The 17012-nt window shown below is 62.6% G+C and carries 16 protein-coding genes; 4 read left to right on the forward strand and 12 right to left on the reverse strand.

Annotated features, from left to right (window positions below; all coding sequences use genetic code 11):
- Positions 1 to 9: 9 nt before the first annotated feature.
- A complete protein-coding gene (locus tag C5J22_RS23405) occupies positions 10 to 1932 on the forward strand; it encodes a PAS domain-containing sensor histidine kinase (RefSeq protein WP_105440208.1) in 1923 nt (640 codons plus the stop codon).
- A 113-nt stretch (positions 1933 to 2045) separates the two neighbouring features.
- Here C5J22_RS23405 and ccoS read toward each other — a convergent pair whose 3' ends face one another.
- From ccoS to ccoG, 4 genes are read right to left on the reverse strand one after another with little or no spacing between them, the layout of a single operon-like run.
- On the reverse strand, positions 2046 to 2192 hold the full coding sequence (gene ccoS / locus C5J22_RS23410; protein WP_007757373.1) for a cbb3-type cytochrome oxidase assembly protein CcoS: 147 nt from the start codon (positions 2190 to 2192) through the stop codon (positions 2046 to 2048).
- Positions 2189 to 4480: a cation-translocating P-type ATPase gene (locus tag C5J22_RS23415; RefSeq protein WP_105440209.1), complete on the reverse strand. Its 2292-nt coding sequence runs from the start codon at positions 4478 to 4480 to the stop codon at positions 2189 to 2191. The genes ccoS and C5J22_RS23415 overlap by 4 nt, the downstream gene beginning before the upstream one ends.
- A complete protein-coding gene (locus C5J22_RS23420) occupies positions 4477 to 4986 on the reverse strand; it encodes a FixH family protein (RefSeq protein WP_245440510.1) in 510 nt (169 codons plus the stop codon). The genes C5J22_RS23415 and C5J22_RS23420 overlap by 4 nt, the downstream gene beginning before the upstream one ends.
- Entirely contained in the window at positions 4983 to 6563 is a 1581-nt protein-coding gene (gene ccoG, locus C5J22_RS23425; RefSeq protein ID WP_105440210.1) for a cytochrome c oxidase accessory protein CcoG, read from the reverse strand. The genes C5J22_RS23420 and ccoG overlap by 4 nt, the downstream gene beginning before the upstream one ends.
- A 142-nt stretch (positions 6564 to 6705) precedes the next feature.
- On the opposite strand from ccoG, the gene C5J22_RS31345 reads away from it, so the two are divergent.
- Both C5J22_RS31345 and C5J22_RS23430 read left to right on the forward strand, forming a co-directional pair.
- Positions 6706 to 6993, forward strand: a complete 288-nt coding sequence (locus C5J22_RS31345; protein ID WP_172746757.1) for a hypothetical protein — start codon at positions 6706 to 6708, stop codon at positions 6991 to 6993.
- Positions 6983 to 7399, forward strand: a complete 417-nt coding sequence (locus C5J22_RS23430) for a type II toxin-antitoxin system VapC family toxin (protein ID WP_172724217.1) — start codon at positions 6983 to 6985, stop codon at positions 7397 to 7399. Before C5J22_RS31345 ends, C5J22_RS23430 begins: the two co-directional genes overlap by 11 nt.
- Here C5J22_RS23430 and ccoP read toward each other — a convergent pair whose 3' ends face one another.
- The 8 genes from ccoP to C5J22_RS23470 all read right to left on the reverse strand — a co-directional run bounded on the left by ccoP (position 7400) and on the right by C5J22_RS23470 (position 14763).
- Complete coding sequence (gene ccoP / locus C5J22_RS23435) at positions 7400 to 8263, reverse strand: cytochrome-c oxidase, cbb3-type subunit III (RefSeq protein ID WP_105440247.1); 864 nt, start codon at positions 8261 to 8263, stop codon at positions 7400 to 7402.
- Between the two features lie 17 nt (positions 8264 to 8280).
- Positions 8281 to 8433: a CcoQ/FixQ family Cbb3-type cytochrome c oxidase assembly chaperone gene (locus C5J22_RS23440; RefSeq protein ID WP_007762698.1), complete on the reverse strand. Its 153-nt coding sequence runs from the start codon at positions 8431 to 8433 to the stop codon at positions 8281 to 8283.
- A gap of 12 nt (positions 8434 to 8445) precedes the next feature.
- Positions 8446 to 9177 carry a cytochrome-c oxidase, cbb3-type subunit II gene (ccoO, locus tag C5J22_RS23445; protein ID WP_105404987.1) on the reverse strand — a complete coding sequence of 244 codons (732 nt, stop codon included), beginning with the start codon at positions 9175 to 9177 and terminating at the stop codon, positions 8446 to 8448.
- A gap of 14 nt (positions 9178 to 9191) precedes the next feature.
- Positions 9192 to 10817 (reverse strand): cytochrome-c oxidase, cbb3-type subunit I, encoded by a 1626-nt coding sequence (ccoN, locus tag C5J22_RS23450; protein ID WP_105440211.1) that lies wholly within the window; start codon positions 10815 to 10817, stop codon positions 9192 to 9194.
- A 137-nt stretch (positions 10818 to 10954) separates the two neighbouring features.
- Positions 10955 to 12013: an ABC transporter ATP-binding protein gene (locus C5J22_RS23455; RefSeq protein WP_105440212.1), complete on the reverse strand. Its 1059-nt coding sequence runs from the start codon at positions 12011 to 12013 to the stop codon at positions 10955 to 10957.
- 6 nt (positions 12014 to 12019) lie between these two features.
- Complete coding sequence (locus tag C5J22_RS23460; protein ID WP_037086550.1) at positions 12020 to 12811, reverse strand: ABC transporter permease; 792 nt, start codon at positions 12809 to 12811, stop codon at positions 12020 to 12022.
- Positions 12808 to 13632: an ABC transporter permease gene (locus C5J22_RS23465; RefSeq protein ID WP_105440213.1), complete on the reverse strand. Its 825-nt coding sequence runs from the start codon at positions 13630 to 13632 to the stop codon at positions 12808 to 12810. Before C5J22_RS23465 ends, C5J22_RS23460 begins: the two co-directional genes overlap by 4 nt.
- 90 nt (positions 13633 to 13722) lie before the next feature.
- Positions 13723 to 14763, reverse strand: coding sequence for an ABC transporter substrate-binding protein (locus tag C5J22_RS23470; protein ID WP_105440214.1), 1041 nt, complete (start codon positions 14761 to 14763; stop codon positions 13723 to 13725).
- A 267-nt stretch (positions 14764 to 15030) separates the two neighbouring features.
- Between C5J22_RS23470 and C5J22_RS23475 the strand changes: the two genes are divergently transcribed.
- The gene (locus tag C5J22_RS23475) at positions 15031 to 16905 is read left to right on the forward strand and encodes an adenine deaminase (RefSeq protein ID WP_371412661.1); all 1875 of its coding nucleotides are present in this window, start codon (positions 15031 to 15033) and stop codon (positions 16903 to 16905) included.
- Positions 16906 to 17012 lie beyond the last annotated feature (107 nt).

The following is a 17012-nucleotide window of genomic DNA, read 5'->3' on the forward strand; positions in this document are numbered from 1 at the left end:
GGATTGGACATGATCGGCAAGACAGGACCCGAAGCCACGACGGAAAGCCAACTCGATGCCGTCACTCTTCTTCTCGACGATGCCAACCTCATCGTCCACGGCGTGGACGGCATCATCAGCCGCTGGACGAGCGGCTGCGAGCAGCTTTACGGCTGGCATCGGGAGGAGGCTCTCGGAAGGGTCGTCCACGAGCTGCTGGCGACGCAGTTTCCCGAGCCGCTCGACGAGATCCGCCGTCACGTCCAGACCTACCATACCTGGCAGGGAGAGGTCGTCCATCGCCACAGGCACGGTCACTCCGTCGTCGTGGCGAGCCGCTGGGTGGCCGTCAATCCGTCGAGCGACGGACCTTCGATCATCATCCAAACAAACAACGATATTACCGAGATGAAAAGGGTGCAGAACGATCTTGCCGAACGCGAAGCGCATCTGCGCTCCATTCTGGATACGGTTCCGGAATCGATGATCGTCATCGACGAAGTCGGCTGCATTTCCTCCTTCAGCACCGCGGCCGAGCAGCTGTTCGGCTACTCGTCCGACGAAGTCTGCGGGCAGAATGTGAAGATGCTGATGCCATCGCCCGATCGCGAAGCCCATGACGGATATATCTCGCGCTACCTCACCACAGGCGAGCGCCGGATCATCGGCTACGGCCGCGTCGTGACTGGGCAGCGCAAGGACAAGAGCACGTTTCCGATGGAGCTTTCGGTCGGTGAGGCCGTCACCAATGGAAAACGCATTTTCACCGGCTTCGTCCGCGACCTCACCAGCCGTCACAAGATCGAAGAAGAACTTCGCCAGGCCCAGAAAATGGAAGCGATCGGCCAGCTGACTGGCGGCCTGGCGCACGATTTCAACAATCTTCTCACCGTCATCAGCGGCAATCTGGAGATGATCGAGAACAAGGTCGCGGATGCAGGCCTGCTGGAACTGCTGCATGAAGCCCAGGGTGCTGCGGAAGACGGCGCCAAACTGACAGGCCAGCTTCTGGCCTTCGGACGGCGCCAGCCGCTCAACCCGAAGCTCGCGGATGTCGGCAATCTCGTCTCCGGCTTCTCGGAGCTTCTCAGGCGAACGCTCGGGGAAACGATCGAGCTTCGCACCACCGTTACCGGCGTTTCCAACGAAGCGCTGGTCGACGCATCGCAGCTCCAGAACGCGCTTCTCAACCTGACGCTCAATGCCCGGGACGCGATGCCGCGCGGCGGCAAGCTGACGATCGAGATCTCCCGCGTCAGGCTGGATGTCGATTATGCGCAGATGTATCCCGATGTCCGCACCGGCGATTTCGTGCTGATCTCCGTCACCGATACGGGCGTCGGCATGCCTTCCGACGTCAAGGACAAGGCTTTCGAGCCATTCTTCACCACCAAGGGCCTGGGCGCGGGAACAGGTCTCGGCCTCAGCATGGTCTACGGTTTCGCCAAACAGTCCGGCGGGCATATCCAGCTCTATAGCGAGCCGGGACAGGGCACGAGCGTGCGGATTTTCCTGCCGGTGGCGCGCAAGACGGAGGCGGCGGGTCCGCTTACCGTCGAGGCCGGCTCGAAGCAGGCCACCATTCCCGGCGGCACCGAAAAGATCCTCGTCGTCGAGGACGATCCTCGCGTCCGGCGCATCGCCGTGTCCCGGCTGACGCAGCTCGGTTACGGCGTTATCGAAGCCTCGAACGGCCAGGAGGCGCTGGACCAGCTCGGCCAGCACGACGGCATCCACCTTCTTTTCACCGATATCGTGATGCCAGGCGGAATGACGGGTGACGAACTGGCGGCCGAAGTGCGCGCCAGACGGCCCGGCATGAAGGTGCTGTTCACCTCCGGCTATGCCGAACCGGCCATCGCCGGACGCGAGCTCGCCCAATCCGGTAGCTGGCTAAAGAAACCCTACACCGCCAGGGAGCTCGCGGTGCGGCTTCGCGAACTGCTGGACTGAGCAGGGTTTCAAAAGGGCTGCATCTGCGGTCCTTTTTTTGACAATCGCCCAAGAAATGCCTGAGTGGCTGGCGGCACCCGCATTGGGGCCTGCCTTTGCCCAAGATTCCTGATTCATTCCGGCGGGTCGTCCTGAAGCACGCGCCAGGAGGCGCCTTCGAGATCGTCGTACTGGCCGCTCTTCAGCGACCAGAGAAAGGCGAAGAGGCCAAGACCACCGAGGAAAAGCGCGATCGGGATGAGATAGATCAGCATGTTCATGCGACGCGGGCCTCCTCGGGAGGGGTTTTTGCTCGACCGTGGCTCTCCGCCGCATCGGCCTCGGCACTGCTTCCCGATCCGCCGAGCCGGAGGGCGTTGGCGACGACGATGATCGACGACGTGGACATGGCAACGGCGGCAATCAGCGGCGTCGCATAACCGGCAAGCGCGATCGGCACGGCGATGACATTATAGCCGATGGCAAGCGCAAAATTCTCGCGGATCAACCGGCCGGCGCGCCGCGAGATATCGAGCGCCAGCGGCACCGCTTCGAGGCTGTCGCGCATGAATACGAAGTCGGCGGCCTGACGGCCGACGTCCGCCGCCGTCGCCGGCGCGATCGAAACATGCGCTGCGGCGAGCGCCGGGGCATCGTTGATGCCATCTCCGACCATCAGCACCTTGCGGCCACTTGCTTCGAGCGAGGTGCAGAACTCCGCCTTCTGTCTCGGCGAAAGCTCCGCCTGCCAATGTTCGAGGCCGAGGCGGGTGGCGAGATCGGCAACCACCCGGCGCCGGTCACCCGATAGTATGCCCGTCTCGAAACCGCTTGCCGCGAGGGATGCCGTGGCGGTCAGGGCGCCGGGGCGGAGCGAATCATCGAACCGGAAGGTGGCTATTTCCTTGGCGTCGAGCGAGAGAACCGTCTCGGTCACGCTATTGCCCGGACTTCCGTCGTCCGGCACTGACAGAGCGAAGCGGCGGTTGCCGAGACGGTAGACGCCGGCGGGCGTCACCGCTTCGAGGCCGCGCCCCGGGATTTCAGTGACCGTCTCGAAGACCGCAACCGGGCCGGATACCGCCATCGCAAGCGCCTGGGAGAGAGGGTGGCGCGAATGGGCGGCGAGGCCGGCGGCCAGGGCAAGCTGCTTCCTGTCGAACCGCTCGACATCCAGCAGCCGCGGCCGGCCGAGGGTCAGCGTGCCGGTCTTGTCGAAGAGCACCGTGTCGATCTCGGCAAGCCGTTCCATGGCCGAACCGTCCTTGACCATGATGCCGTTCCGGAACAGCCGGCCGGCAGCGACCACCTGCACCACCGGAACGGCCAGGCCGAGCGCGCAGGGGCAGGTGATGATCAGCACGGCGATTGCCACCAGCATCGCGTGTTTCCAGTCGCCGCCGATGAAACCCCAGGCGAGAAAAGCGGCAAGCGCCAGAAAATGGACGGCAGGAGAATAATATTGCGCCGCGCGATCGGCGATCCGACGATAGCGCGCCCGTCCACCCTCTGCCGCCTCCATCAGTGAAATGACTTCGGACAGGAAGGAATCCTTCGCCGCGGCCGTCGCTCTCAGCCCCAGCGAACCGGTGAGGTTGAGCGTTCCTGCCTGTATCATGTCCCCGGCACGGACCGGCCTCGGCGCGCTTTCGCCATTGACGATCGAGACGTCGATATCGCTTGCGCCGCTCTCGACGAGCCCATCGACCGGCACCCGCTCACCGGCCGCAATCGCCACCCGGTCGCCCGGCCGTATTTCGTCCACCGGGCGATAGTCGCGCGAGCCGTCCGGACCGATAACCGTGGCGCCGCGGGGCGACAGGCGTGCGAGGCCGCTGATCGCGGCTCGAGCCCGGTCGCGCATGACATGGTCGAGCGTGCGGCCGATCAGCAGGAAGAACAACAGCGACACCGTCGCGTCGAACCAGGCATGTTCGCCATGATGCATGGTTTCCCAGAGCGACACCGCATAGGAAAGCGTGATGGCGAGCGCGATCGGCACGTCCATGTTGGTGCGGCGGCGGCTGAGCGCATTCCGGGCCGATTGATAGAAGAAACGGCCGCCATAGATCAGCGCCGGCGCGGCGATCAGTGCCGATATCCAGTGGAACATGTCGCGTGTCGAGGCATCGGCACCCGACCATACCGAAACCGAAAGCAGCATGATGTTTGCCGCCGCAAAACCGCAGAGCGCGACGGCGCGGATGAGGTCGCGCTGCAGCTTTTCGCCGACCTCCTCGGCATTCGAGAAAAGATGCGCATCATAGCCGGTGGCGTCGACGATCGCCCTGACCAGCTCGACCGGATCCGTGTCGACATCTCCGGCCTTTTCCCGCCAAATGATCGAAACGCGTTTGGTGGAGAGATTGACCCGTGCCCGCTCTACCGACGGCAGCGCATTGAGCGCCTTCTCGATCGTCGCGATGCAGGTGCCGCAATGGACCTGCGGAACGCTGAGATCGGTCTGGCGCAAGCCAGGGGAAATCATCCGGCTGGACAGCGTCAGTTCCTCGGAGGACGGAAGCGGAAGGTCCGAATAGCCTTCGGCTCCAGGCGCGCAGCAGCTCATTCCGCCCTCCTCAAAACCGAGATGCGTTCGGCTTGATGCAGGATGCGCTTGCCATCCCGGATGGCGCTCGCATCGACGATCCAATGGCCTGGCAGGATTTCATGGGTGGCTACGAATATCCCCTGGCCGACGGGAACGAGGTCGAGTTCGAAATCCTGATGTTCGCCGACCGGTCGTTTGAACTTCAGCGTCAGCCCATCAGCGGCGACCGGCCCGTTCTTCGGGTGGAAGACCTCGTAACGGACATCGGAGCCATTGACGGTGATGCGGCCGGTGACGCCGGTCGCCGTCAACGTCCTCGCCTCGGCCGCCTTGCCGTTGAACTGCTGGCTGGCGACATAGGTGTTTTCCGCTACCAGCCCGCTCCAGCTGGTGACCGCGTTATAGGCCATGTAGAAATTGACCGAGATGATGGTGCCGAAAAAGAGCACCAGCACGCCGACCATGTGCCAGCCGGTGAATACGAAGGATTTTGCAGGGATCGCGTTCATTTTTGTCGGGCTCATTTTCTGGCTCCCGGTGTGTTGAAGACGGCTGAATAGCTGTCCTTTTCGTGGCTCGACCGGTCCTCGGCGATGAAGTGGAAATCGACGGCCTCGGAGGAAACGGCATCCTTGGGCAGGGTCACGAAAACCTTCAAGGCAAGCGTCTTGTCGGGCTCCACCTGCACCGCGAAGAGGCGGCCCGGTACGTCCGTGACGCCGGAGATCTTCATCGTCGCTTCGGGCAGGCCTTCCATCGAGACCATGATCGTGCGCGGCTCCGGGATCATGTTGAGCAGCCGGATCGTGTAGCCGTTGCGGATGGAACCATCCGATTCCAGCACGAATTGCGGGTTGCGATCATGGAGCACGTTGACCTCCAGCCGGTCGCGCGCGAGAAGCGCGAAGACGAGGCCGAGACCGACGGCAGACCAGACGCCGAAATAGATCAGCGTGCGGAGCCTGAAGATCACCCTCCAGTCGAAGTGGCGGACCTTGTCGATGAAGGAACCGTCCGGATTGCGCACCCGCACAGGGTCGATCGGCGTCGTGCTGCCGTTTGTCGCAAGCGCCATGTTGGCGTCGTATTCGTCGAGCGTCGCATAGGCGATCAGGCCGCGCGGCTTGCCGATCTTGTCCATCACGCCGTCGCAGGCGTCGATACAGAGCGCGCAGGTGATGCAGGCCAGCTGCTGGCCTTCGCGGATGTCGATGCCCATGGGACAGACCGCCACGCAGGCGTTGCAATCGACGCAATCGCCGACCGGCTGGCCGGCTGCTGCCGCCTTCTTGGCATGGCGGCTGCGCGGTTCGCCGCGCCAGTCGTTATAGGTGACGACCAGCGAACTCTCGTCCAGCATGGCAGCCTGAATGCGCGGCCAGGGGCACATGTAGATGCAGACCTGTTCGCGCAGCAGTCCGCCGAGCACGTAGGTGGTGGCCGTCAGGGTCGCGACGGTCGAATAGGCGATGAGCGCCGCCTGGCCGGTGACGAAATCGAAGGCGAGCGAGGGCGCGTCGGCGAAATAGAAGATCCAGGCGCCGCCGGTCGCCACCGCGATGGCCAGCCAGGTAGCGTGTTTGGCGACGCGCTTCCAGAGCTTGTCGAGGCTCCAGGGCGCGGTGTCGAGCTTGATGCGGGCATTGCGGTCGCCCTCGAAGAAGCGCTCGACGACAAGGAAGAGATCGACCCAGACCGTCTGCGGACAGGCATAACCGCACCAGGCGCGACCGACGGCCGAGGTCACCAGGAAAAGGCCGAAACCGGCCATCACCAGAAGCCCGGCGACGTAGAAGAATTCCTGCGGCCAGATTTCGATAAAGAAGAAATAGAAACGGCGGCTCGCAAGATCGACGAGCACCGCCTGATCGGGCGCAAAGGGACCGCGGTCCCAGCGGATCCAGGGAGTGAGGTAATAGATGCCGAGGGTTATCAGCATCACCAGCCATTTGAAGCGACGGAAGCGCCCTTCGGCCCTTTTGGGAAATATCTTCTTGCGCTTCTCGTAAAGCGGCTTGCCCGGCGAATGCACGGGCTGGACATCGATGCGCTCAACGGAAGAACCGTTCTGCTGCAGATGGGAGGCGGTGTAGAGATTCATTGGCCGATCCTTTGTGGCCGTAGTCTCGCACCGGGGCGAGCAATCTCCCTTGACTAAAGTCAACGGGCGAAGGCAGCAGACCGCGACATTCTGGCGGGGACCTGCAAAATGCACTATTCTTCACCGCAACCGGGAGAAGACCATGGGCCTGCATAAGCTGGAAATCGAGGTGGATGACGAGATGCTGTCGCGGATTGATGCCGCCGCCGCTCGTATCAATCGTTCACGTGCAGAGGTCGTCGTCGACAAGCTGAAGGATCTTCCCCCAGCCGTCGTCGACGCGCCGGATCGGTCGGAGATAGAGAGACGGCGGGCTTTCCTCCGTGAAATGTCTGCGCGGATCGATGCGCTGGGACGTCCTGGCCGATCCGCGGAAGAGATCGATCGCCAGATCCGCGAATTCCGCGAAGATCGTCAATATGACCGGTAAGGTCTATGTCGACAGCAATGTCCTGATCTACTACGTCGATGGTTTACCCGCGTTCAAATCCCTGGCTGAAAACGCCGTGATGGCCTTCATCGGAAGTGAATGGAGGTTATTTTCCAGCGAGATCACGTTCGGTGAATGCCTACGCGGGGTACCTCGCGATGCTCCGGATGTTTCGGCTGTTTTCCTCGCCATTTTGAGCAATGCTGAGTTTATCTCACTCGCGCCCGTCAGTCTTGCTCTCATCAAGCGCGCCGCCGCCCTCGGCGCCGAACTCAACATGAAGCTCATTGATGCCATCCACGTCGCCACCGCCGAAGCTCTCGGATGCGATGTCTTCCTGACGAACGACCGGGGCATTCGCGCCCCGGCCGGTATCGAGCTGCGGTATCTGTCGGCGGAAGCCTGATCATTCCCCGCCGCCGAGCGAGTGAATGTAGACGGCGAGCTGCTTGACGGCGACGTCTCCTAGGCGGGCTCCCCAGGCCGGCATGACGCCGTGTTTCGGGGCCTGGATCTGCCTGGCAATCTCCGCCTCGCCGCGAGCCTTCAGCCAGATCGCGTCGGCAAGGCTCGGCCCGCCAAGGTCGCGGTTGCCCTCGGCCTTCTCGCCATGACATGAGACACAATTGTCGGTGAAAAGCTGCTTTCCGGGCTCGACCATCGCTGGATCGCGCGGGGTTCCGGTGAGGCTCACCACGTAGGCCGCAACCTGGCGCACCTCGTCCGGCTTCAGCATATCCGTAAAGGCCGGCATTTCTGAAATGCGGGTCTCGCCGTCGGCGGGATCGCGGATGCCATGGGCGATCGTCTGATAAAGAGCGTTGACATCGCCGCCCCACAGCCAGTCGTTGTCGTTGAGATTGGGGTAGCCCTGCCCGCCGGCGGCACCCGTGCCGTGGCACGGGGTGCAGTTGACGCGGAAGGCGGCAGCGCCCCCTGCGATTGCAAACTGGCTAAGCTGGGGGTCGGCGACGATCTCTTCCAGCGACGAACTGGAGATTTCCTCCAGGATGCCGCCTTGGGCAGCCTTCGCACCATCGAGATCTGCCGCAAGCTCGGCACGGCTCGAATAACCAAGCAGGCCTTTCGTCGCGTCGGTCAGGAGCGGAATGGAAGGGTAGGCGATCGCATATCCGACCGACCACAGGATGCAGGCATAGAAGGTCCAGAGCCACCAGCGCGGCAGCGGATTGTTGAGCTCGCGGATGCCGTCCCACTCGTGGCCGGTGGTCTCAACGCCGCTCAATTGGTCGATATGTTTTTCCGCCATATGTTTTTCCGGCATGTTCAATCCTCCTTCAGAGGGATCCGGGCGGCCTCGTCTGCAGAGGCTTTCGCGCCGGGGCGCAAGGTGAAGACGAGAACGCCGAGGAAGAACAGGGTCATGGCGAGCAGACCCCAGCTATCGGCGAAGTGGCGCATGGCCGTGTAGAATTCCATGGATTTGTCCCCTCAGCGGTAACCGGCGGCATCGTCGTAGGTCGAGAAATCGACCAGCGTGCCGAGCATCTGCAGATAGGCGACCAGCGCATCCATCTCCGTGAGACTCTGGGCATTGCCGTCGAAATCGCCGACCTTGGCCTTGGGATAGCGGGCGAGCAGGCCGGACGTGTCGGCGTTCGGATCGGCCTGGGCGGAAAGGTCCGCCTTGGCGCTCGCTATCATTTCGTCCGAATAGGGGACGCCGACCGCGCGGTTCGCCTTCAGCTCCATGGAGACGTCGGTGATCTTGAGCGGCGTCTCCTTGAGGAAGGCGTAGCTCGGCATCACCGATTCCGGCACGACGTCGCGTGGTTCGATCAGGTGCTGGACGTGCCATTCGTTCGAGTAGCGGTCGCCGACGCGGGCGAGATCGGGGCCTGTGCGCTTCGACCCCCACTGGAACGGATGGTCGTACATGGATTCGGCCGCCAGGCTGTAATGACCGTAGCGCTCCACCTCGTCGCGGAAGGGGCGGATCATCTGGCTATGGCAGACATAACAGCCTTCGCGGATGTAGATGTCGCGCCCGGCCAACTCGAGCGGCGAATAGGGCCGCATGCCTTCCACCTTCTCGATGGTGTTTTCGAGATAGAAGAGCGGTGCGATTTCCACGATGCCGCCGATCGAGACGACGAGCAGCGAGCCGACCAGGAGCAGGGTCGCGTTGCGTTCGATGTAGTGATGTTTGTCGAGAATGGACATGAGTGGTTCCCTCCTTATTCGGCCGGCTGGAGAGCGGCGGGGGAAGCACCACCCCGAACCCGCTCCTGCCGTTGATAACCGAGGATGGTCATGGTGACGTTGAAGGCCATGATGAGCCCGCCTGCGAGGTACATGGCACCACCCACCGCACGCAGCAGGTAGTAGGGGAACATGGCCGCGACCGTTTCGGCGAAGGAATAGACCAGGAAGCCCTGGTTGTCGTATTCGCGCCACATCAGGCCCTGCTGGACGCCGGCAACCCACATGACGGCGGCGTAGACGACGATGCCGAGGGTGGCGAGCCAGAAGTGCCAGTTGACCAGATCGAGACTGTAGAGCCGCTCGCGGTTCCATAGCTTGGGCGTCATGTAGTAGATGGCGCCGAAGGAGATCATGCCGACCCAGCCGAGCGCACCGGAATGCACGTGGCCGATCGTCCAGTCCGTATAGTGGCTGAGCGAATTGACCGCCTTGATCGACATCATCGGGCCTTCGAAGGTCGACATGCCGTAGAAGGCGATGGCGATGATCATCATGCGGACGATTGGATCGGTGCGGATCTTGTCCCAGGCGCCCGAGAGCGTCATCAGGCCGTTGATCATCCCACCCCAGGAGGGCATCCAGAGCATGATCGAAAAGACCATGCCGAGCGTCTGGGCCCAGTCGGGCAGCGCCGTATAGTGCAGGTGATGCGGGCCGGCCCAGATATAGAGGAAGATCAGCGCCCAGAAGTGGATGATCGACAGCCGGTAGGAATAGACCGGGCGATTGACCTGCTTCGGCACGAAATAATACATCATGCCGAGGAAGCCTGCGGTCAGGAAGAAACCGACCGCGTTATGCCCGTACCACCACTGGGTCAGCGCATCCTGGACGCCCGAAAAGGCCGAATAGCTCTTCACGCCGAGGAAGGAGACCGGAACCGCCAGGTTGTTCACCACGTGCAGCATGGCGATGGTTACGATGAAGGCGAGATAGAACCAGTTCGCTACATAGATATGCGGCTCCTTGCGCTTCAGGATCGTACCGAGGAAAACGGCGAGATAGGCGACCCAGACGACCGTCAGGAAGAGGTCCACATACCATTCCGGCTCGGCATATTCGCGCGACTGCGTGATGCCGAGCAGATAGCCGGTCGCCGCCATGACGATGAAAAGCTGATAACCCCAGAACACGTACCAGGCGAGATTGCCGCCGAAAAGGCGGGCGCGACAGGTGCGCTGAACCACATAAAACGATGTGGTGATCAGTGCATTGCCGCCGAAGGCAAAGACGACGCCCGAAGTGTGCAGCGGTCGCAGGCGGCCGAAATTGAACCAGGGTTCGATGTTCAGGTCAGGAAAGGCAAGCTGGAGTGCGATGACGACGCCGACCAGGAAACCGACGACGCCCCAGAAAACCGTGGCGATGGTGCCGTATTTGACCACCTCGTCGAAATATTCGGACTTTGGCGGCAGGCTTATCGCGGGCGCCTGCGGCGCGAAGGAGATCCTGCGCATCAAGACGGTCGTGCTGATCAGCAGCACGAAGAACAGGACCCACATATGGGCCGCAAACAGGCTGTCATGGGTGTAGGCGGCCGCGAGCAACGCCAGGAAGGTGCCGATCGACAGCCAGAGTGTTTCTGAGACGTAATTCATGGTCTTTGGCCTCACAGCGCAAATACGCTGCCGGTTGAAGGATTGTGACCATGATGTGCTGACATACGGACCGCTTCGGGGGTTTGACTTGCGTCAACGCCCCCGGCAAACGGCCCGGTTCGTATTCTATTTCGGGTTCAGTTTTCCGGATCGAGGATGCAGCACTGCTCCGGCAGCGGTGTGAGCACCGCCCGGGCGCCGGCATCCAAGGGGTCGGAAAGCGGGCCGTTGGCGGTGATTTCGCCTGCAGCCGTTTGGCATTTGTATTGGTAGGCACGGCCGAGATAGGTGCGCGTCCCGAGGACTGCCGGGATACCTTCGCCCTCGCGGCGGACCGCAAGCCCGTCAGCGCGGCAGGCCAGAATGAAATCGTCCTTGATCGGGCCAAACAGATCCTGGGAAAGGTGAAGCCGCGTGCCGCCGGTCGCCTCGGCGGTAACGATTGCCGACTGGCGGTCGACGACCTTCATGCGGATCAGGTTCTCGAACCCGACGAAGCGGGCAACGAAGGCGCTGGCCGGCTTCTGGTAGAGCACTTCCGGCGTATCGAGCTGCAGGATACGGCCGGCATTCATGATCGCGACGCGGTCGGAGATCGAAAACGCCTCTTCCTGATCGTGGGTGACGTAGAGCGAGGTGGTGCCGTTGGCGCGCTGCAGCTGGCGGATTTCGACGCGCATGTCGATCCTGAGCTTGGCATCGAGGTTGGAGAGCGGCTCGTCGAACATCAGGAGCGGCGGCTCGATGACGAGAGCTCGGGCAAGCGCGACGCGCTGTTTCTGGCCGCCGGACAGCGCTGCCGGCAGGCGGTCGGCGAGCGGCGCAAGGCCGACACGTTCCAGCATCGCCATCGCCCGCTTCGTGCGGTCCGGCTTGGCGAGGCCACGCTGCTTCAGGCCGAAGGCGACATTGTCGAGCACGCTCAGATGCGGGAAAAGCGCATAGCTCTGGAAGACGAGACCGATGTTGCGGGCATGGGCCGGCAATGTCGTCAGATCGCGGTCGCCGAGCCTGATCCGACCGCTGGTCGGCTGCAGGAAACCCGCTACCAGGCGCAGCGTCGTCGTCTTGCCGCAGCCGCTGGAGCCGAGCAGCGACACCAGTTCGCCCGCCGCAACGGAGATCGACAGGTCTTTCAGGACCTGCGTGGTGCCGTAGTGGGCCGAGAGGTTTTCAATGGTCAGAGATACGGTCACGGTAACCTACTTGGTGAGGAATGTGAGGCCGAGCGTCGCTTCGACGATCGCCATGACGCCGACGGTCACCAGCATCAGAAGCACGGAAACGGAAGCGATCGTCGGATCGAAGAACTGCTCCATATGCGCGAGAATCTGGATCGGCAGCGTCGAGATGCCCGGGCCGGTCAGGAAGACCGAGACCGACACGTCGTTGATGGAGGTGATGAAGGCGAGGATAAAGGCGGCGATGACGCCGGCGCGGATGTTTGGCAGCACCACGGTCATGAAGGTTTTGAGCGGTGGGCAGCCGAGGCTTCTCGCGGCCTCCTCGATCGAGAAATCGAAGGAGGCGAGGCTAGCGCCGACGACGCGCACCGAATAGGGCAGGATCAGCAGCGCATGGCCGACGACAAGGCTGATAAAGACCGGCAGGCCGAGGCCTATCGTGATCGACTTCAGGAGCGCGAAGCCAAAGACGATTTCCGGCACCAGGATCGGCAGCACGAACAGTGTCGAGAGCCAACGGGGCAGCTCGACCCGATAACGATTGAGCGCGTAAGCGGCCGGAATGCCGATCAACAGAGACAGGCCGGTGCCGAGAAGCGCCACCTGCAGGCTGGTGATCGCCGTGCGGCGGAAGGCTTCCATCTGGAAGATGTTGGCGAACCAGCGCAGCGTCAGCCCCTGCGGCGGGAAGGTGAGGAATGTCGTGTCGCTGAGGGCCGAGCCGACGATGATCACCAGAGGCGCGAGCAGGAAGAAGAAGACGAGAATGGCAAAAGCGCCGAGCAGGGGGTGAATACGCGTCGCCATCAGACCGCCATCGGGTTGAGCCGGCGTGCCATGCGGCTCATGATGAGCACGACGCCGATGGTTATGACCACCATGATGGCGGCGATCGTCGAGGCGCCGACCCAGTCGAAGGTCACCATGGCGCGCTGGTAGAGGAAGGTGCCCATCATCATCTGCTTTTCGCCCCCGAGGAGCTGGGGGGTCGCATAGGAGGTGAAGCTGCCGGTAAAGACCAGCACCGCGCCGACGATGAGACCGGGGGCTGCAAGCGGCAGGATGACCTGGAGGAAGGTCGGGATCGGCCGGGCGCCGAGCGACGCTGACGCCTCGATCAGGTCACGCGGGATTCCCTCGAGCACCCCGACCAGCGTCAGGATCATCAGCGGCACGAACAAATAGACCATCGCGACGATGACGGAGCCTTGGGTGTAGAGCATCGACAGGGGCTCGCCGATCAACCCGACCGACATCAGGGCATTGTTGATGATGCCGTTCTTGCCGAGGATGATCAGCCAGGCGAAGGAGCGGACGACGACGCCGGTCAGCAACGGAAAGACCGCGGCGACGATCATGATGCTCTTCAGGCGTCCCGGCATCTGGGCGATGACATATGCGGTGATGAAGCCGACCACGAGCGCGATGCCCGTGGTGATCAGGGCGACTTGAAGGGTTCGGTAGAGGACGGCCATGCGGAAGCCGCTCTTGAAGAAGGCCGTGTAGGTGGAAAACGGACCGGCCGCCTCGCCGAACGTGGTGGCGATCGTCAGCACGACGGGAATGACCAGAAGCAGGACGACGGCGATCGTCGCCGGCATCGTCAAACCCCATCTGGCAAGCTTGTTCATCGACAGTCTTTCTCAAAGGCAGGAGCGCCGCGTTGATGGCGGCGCTCCGTTCTCAATGCAAAGATATCGCCAGTCGGGCGACGTCCGGGGCTACTTGCCGAAAACCTCGTTCCAGCGGTCGATCCAGTCGGTCTTGGCGGCGTTCATCTTGGCATAGTCGATGCGGGTCAGGCTGGAAACCTGATCGGCGCCGTAGGTCCAGATCTTCGCCTGGTCCGGGGTGAGCTGGACCTTGGTGGAGATCGGCGCATCGACGCCCTGCTCGGCTTCCTTCTGCTGCACGTCCTTCGACAGGATGAAGTTGATGAACTGGTGGGCCAGTTCGACGTTTGTCGAACCCTTCGGGATGTTGACCGTGTTCAGCGTGGCGATATCGCCGTCCTTGAGCTTCGCCCAGGTCATGGTCTTCACCGCGGCCTGCATCGAGGCGAGCGTGAAATCCTGGCCGATTGCGACGCGCACTTCGCCGGTCGAGATCAAGTTCACCAGTTCGGAACCGGTATTGTAGTTCTTGACCACGTTCGGCTTCAGGGCTTCGACGGCTTCGAACGCCTTGTCGGTGCCGGTATAGGGATCGACGCCGGCATGTTTGCCGGCCTGCACCACGACCATGGGGCCGGCCGTGGTGGTGATGCCCGGAAGCGAAACCGAGCCCTTCAGGTCCGGACGCCACAGATCGCTCCAGGAGGTGATCGGAGGGGTGACCTTGGCAGAGTCGTAAACGAGGCCGATACGGCCGATCGTATAGGCCGGGCCGTATTTGCCCTGCGGCGCGCGGCCGAGCTCATAGATTTCGGAAAGGTTCGGGATCTTCGCCGGATCGACCGGCTGGAACAGGCCCTGCTCGATGCCGAGCTGCGAGAAGCTGTCGGTCAGATAGATGACATCGACACCCTTGCCGTCACGCAGCTTCAGCTTGTTGAGGCGGTCGGCATTGTTGCCGGTTTCGAAAACGATGTCGCAGCCGCAGATCTTCTTGAACGGATCGATGATGTTGGCGGTCATCTTCTCGCCGTTATAGCCCCACCACGAGATGGTGAGCGTCTTCGACTGGGCGCTTGCCGTTGCCGTGCCGCCGAGCGTCGCCAGGAGAGCAAGAGTTGCCAATTGGGTGAAACGAGTGGCCTTCATGAGGCGGGTCCTTTGCGAAAGCGGCGTTGATGCTCCCCTGGGGCACCCCCGGGAATTGGGGGTGATACTATTTTTTGAACGGTCCCGCCGCAAGCCCAATTATTAGGCATAGACCCCTAGAGAGACAAATTTCTTTAGGCTTGAACCATCCTATACCGGAGGTTGATTTTGGGCCTCGGGCGATAACCGATGCACGGTTTGCGATGGTTTACACGTCCGGGCATCGTCTTTAGGGTCCGGCGATCAGAACCGACAGGCATTCCTCCGATGACAGTTTCCGCGCGCCTCCCCGACGACCTGCTGATCAACGCGGCCGACGAAGTCCGCATCCGCCAGGACCTAGTGCTGACGGCGCTCGGCAAACGGCCTGCGGACCGGCTGCTGAGGGTTGGCAGACTGCTCGACGTCCACAGCAGGACATGGCTTGAGGACCAGGAGATCGTCATCAAGGGACGGCGGATCGCCTATGTGGGGCCGGCGGGCAGTTTTGCAGGCGAGGTGGCGGAACGCAGCCACGAACCCGATCTCTCGGCTGTTCCGGGTTTCGGCGAGGCGCACAAACATATCGAGAGTTCGCACCTGACGCCGGAATGGGAAGCGGCTCTCGTCATGCCGCACGGGGTCACCTGGACCTGCGAGGCGAGCCACGAATTCTCGAACGTCAACGGTGCCCGCAACCTGGAATTCTGGCTGGAAGCCCGCCGCCGTGGCTCGCCGATGAAGATCTTTCCGCTGCCGGGCTCGGCCGTGCCACCGACGGCCTATGAGTGGGGCGGCGGCTATTTCGGTTATGACGAGCAGAAGCAGTTCATGAGCGAAAGCCTGATGGTCGCCGGTCTCGACGAGGTCATGGACTGGCCGTCGATCTCCGATCCCTCAAACCCCTCCTACGACCGGCTCTGGGGCATGATCGGCGCGACCTTCGAACAGCGCGGCGTGGTCGAGGGACATGGCGCGGGCCTGCGCGACCTGGCCTCGATCAACGCGTTTGCCGCCGCCGGCCTTGCCTCCGATCACGAAGGCTGGTTCCTGGAGGAGATCTGGCAGAAGCTGCAGCACGGGCTGTTCATCGAGCTTCGGCCGCATTCGCTGCCGGAGGTCATCCGGGGGCTTATCGAGAAGAACCTCGCAGACTGGTCGCAGGTGGCTTTCGTCACCGACGACCGCAGCGCCTCCGACACGCTGAAAATGGGCGCGACAGACTACAACGTGCGCCTGGCGATCGAGAACGGCCTTTCGCCGGAAATCGCGATCCAGTGCGTGACGCTCAACCCGGCGCGGCATATGCGGCTGACGCCCTGGGTTGGGTCGATCGCGCCCGGCCGTTTCGCGGATATCGTGCTGCTCGACGACGTTGAAAAGCTGTCGATCGCCAAGGTCTGGGCAGATGGTAGGCCGGTGTCGCAAGGCAGGACGTTTACCGGTGCACGTCCGGTTATCGATTGGCCTGAATGGGCGATCAAGACGGTGAAGATCGACCGACAGGTGACCGCTGCCGATTTCCGCATCGAGGCGCCGGCGGATCGCGCCACGGCGAATGCCGCCCTGCTGCGGCCCTTCCACTGGTCGGACGAATTCATCACCCTGGAACTGCCAGTCAGGGATGGCGCCGTCCAGCGCGACCACGACCGCAACGTCACGAAATTCTCGATCGTCGACCGGTTTTCGGGCGAGGCGAAAGTGTCAAAAATGTTCTGGCTCGGCACCGGACCGCGCACGCCGGACACGGCACTCGGCTCGACGCTCGGGCATGACAAGCACAATATCTGGGTGGTCGGCTCCTCGGACGAGGCGATGGCGATGGTCGCCAATGCGCTCGCCGAACAGCAGGGCGGCTGGGTTCTTGTGTCCGGCGGCAAGGTGATCGCCCGCGTCCACTACGAGGTCGGCGGGCTGATGACGGCGCGCTCGGCGGAAGAACTGGATGCGGAAATGCAGGTACTCTACAAGGCCGGCGAGACGATCGACTGGATGTACGAGCCGACATTCTCGCCGCGCTGGTGGCCGGGCTTTCCGGAGCGGCTGTCGTTTGCGACGCTGACGTGTTCGCCCTGGCGCTGGGTGCTGGTGGCGCCGTCGGAGCGAGCGCCGGAGGGGTTCGTCAACGTGCTGACCGGCGAAACGCACCCGGTCGTCTGGTAGGGCTGCTCTCGTCAGCGTGACTTGATGAGACCCGGTTGATTTGCCAAAACCGCGGGGATCGATTTCAGGCGTCACCGATCCTCCCTCCTCGGCGCCAACGATCGCGC

The organism is Neorhizobium sp. T25_13, from assembly GCF_002968675.1.
Lineage (GTDB): Bacteria > Pseudomonadota > Alphaproteobacteria > Rhizobiales > Rhizobiaceae > Neorhizobium > Neorhizobium tomejilense.

Excerpts from the sequence above, each read along its gene's own strand:
- ccoS (WP_007757373.1), bottom strand. The coding sequence starts at position 2,192 with ATGAACATGCTGATCTATCTCATCCCGATCGCGCTTTTCCTCGGTGGT.
- C5J22_RS23440 (WP_007762698.1), bottom strand. The coding sequence starts at position 8,433 with ATGGAATTCTACACGGCCATGCGCCACTTCGCCGATAGCTGGGGTCTG.
- C5J22_RS23420 (WP_245440510.1), bottom strand. The coding sequence starts at position 4,986 with ATGAGCCCGACAAAAATGAACGCGATCCCTGCAAAATCCTTCGTATTC.
- C5J22_RS23465 (WP_105440213.1), bottom strand. The coding sequence starts at position 13,632 with ATGAACAAGCTTGCCAGATGGGGTTTGACGATGCCGGCGACGATCGCC.
- C5J22_RS23415 (WP_105440209.1), bottom strand. The coding sequence starts at position 4,480 with ATGAGCTGCTGCGCGCCTGGAGCCGAAGGCTATTCGGACCTTCCGCTT.
- ccoP (WP_105440247.1), bottom strand. The coding sequence starts at position 8,263 with ATGGCGGAAAAACATATCGACCAATTGAGCGGCGTTGAGACCACCGGC.
- ccoO (WP_105404987.1), bottom strand. The coding sequence starts at position 9,177 with ATGTCCATTCTCGACAAACATCACTACATCGAACGCAACGCGACCCTG.
- C5J22_RS23430 (WP_172724217.1), top strand. The coding sequence starts at position 6,983 with ATGACCGGTAAGGTCTATGTCGACAGCAATGTCCTGATCTACTACGTC.
- C5J22_RS31345 (WP_172746757.1), top strand. The coding sequence starts at position 6,706 with ATGGGCCTGCATAAGCTGGAAATCGAGGTGGATGACGAGATGCTGTCG.
- C5J22_RS23475 (WP_371412661.1), top strand. The coding sequence starts at position 15,031 with ATGACAGTTTCCGCGCGCCTCCCCGACGACCTGCTGATCAACGCGGCC.
- C5J22_RS23405 (WP_105440208.1), top strand. The coding sequence starts at position 10 with ATGATCGGCAAGACAGGACCCGAAGCCACGACGGAAAGCCAACTCGAT.
- C5J22_RS23470 (WP_105440214.1), bottom strand. The coding sequence starts at position 14,763 with ATGAAGGCCACTCGTTTCACCCAATTGGCAACTCTTGCTCTCCTGGCG.
- ccoN (WP_105440211.1), bottom strand. The coding sequence starts at position 10,817 with ATGAATTACGTCTCAGAAACACTCTGGCTGTCGATCGGCACCTTCCTG.
- ccoG (WP_105440210.1), bottom strand. The coding sequence starts at position 6,563 with ATGAATCTCTACACCGCCTCCCATCTGCAGCAGAACGGTTCTTCCGTT.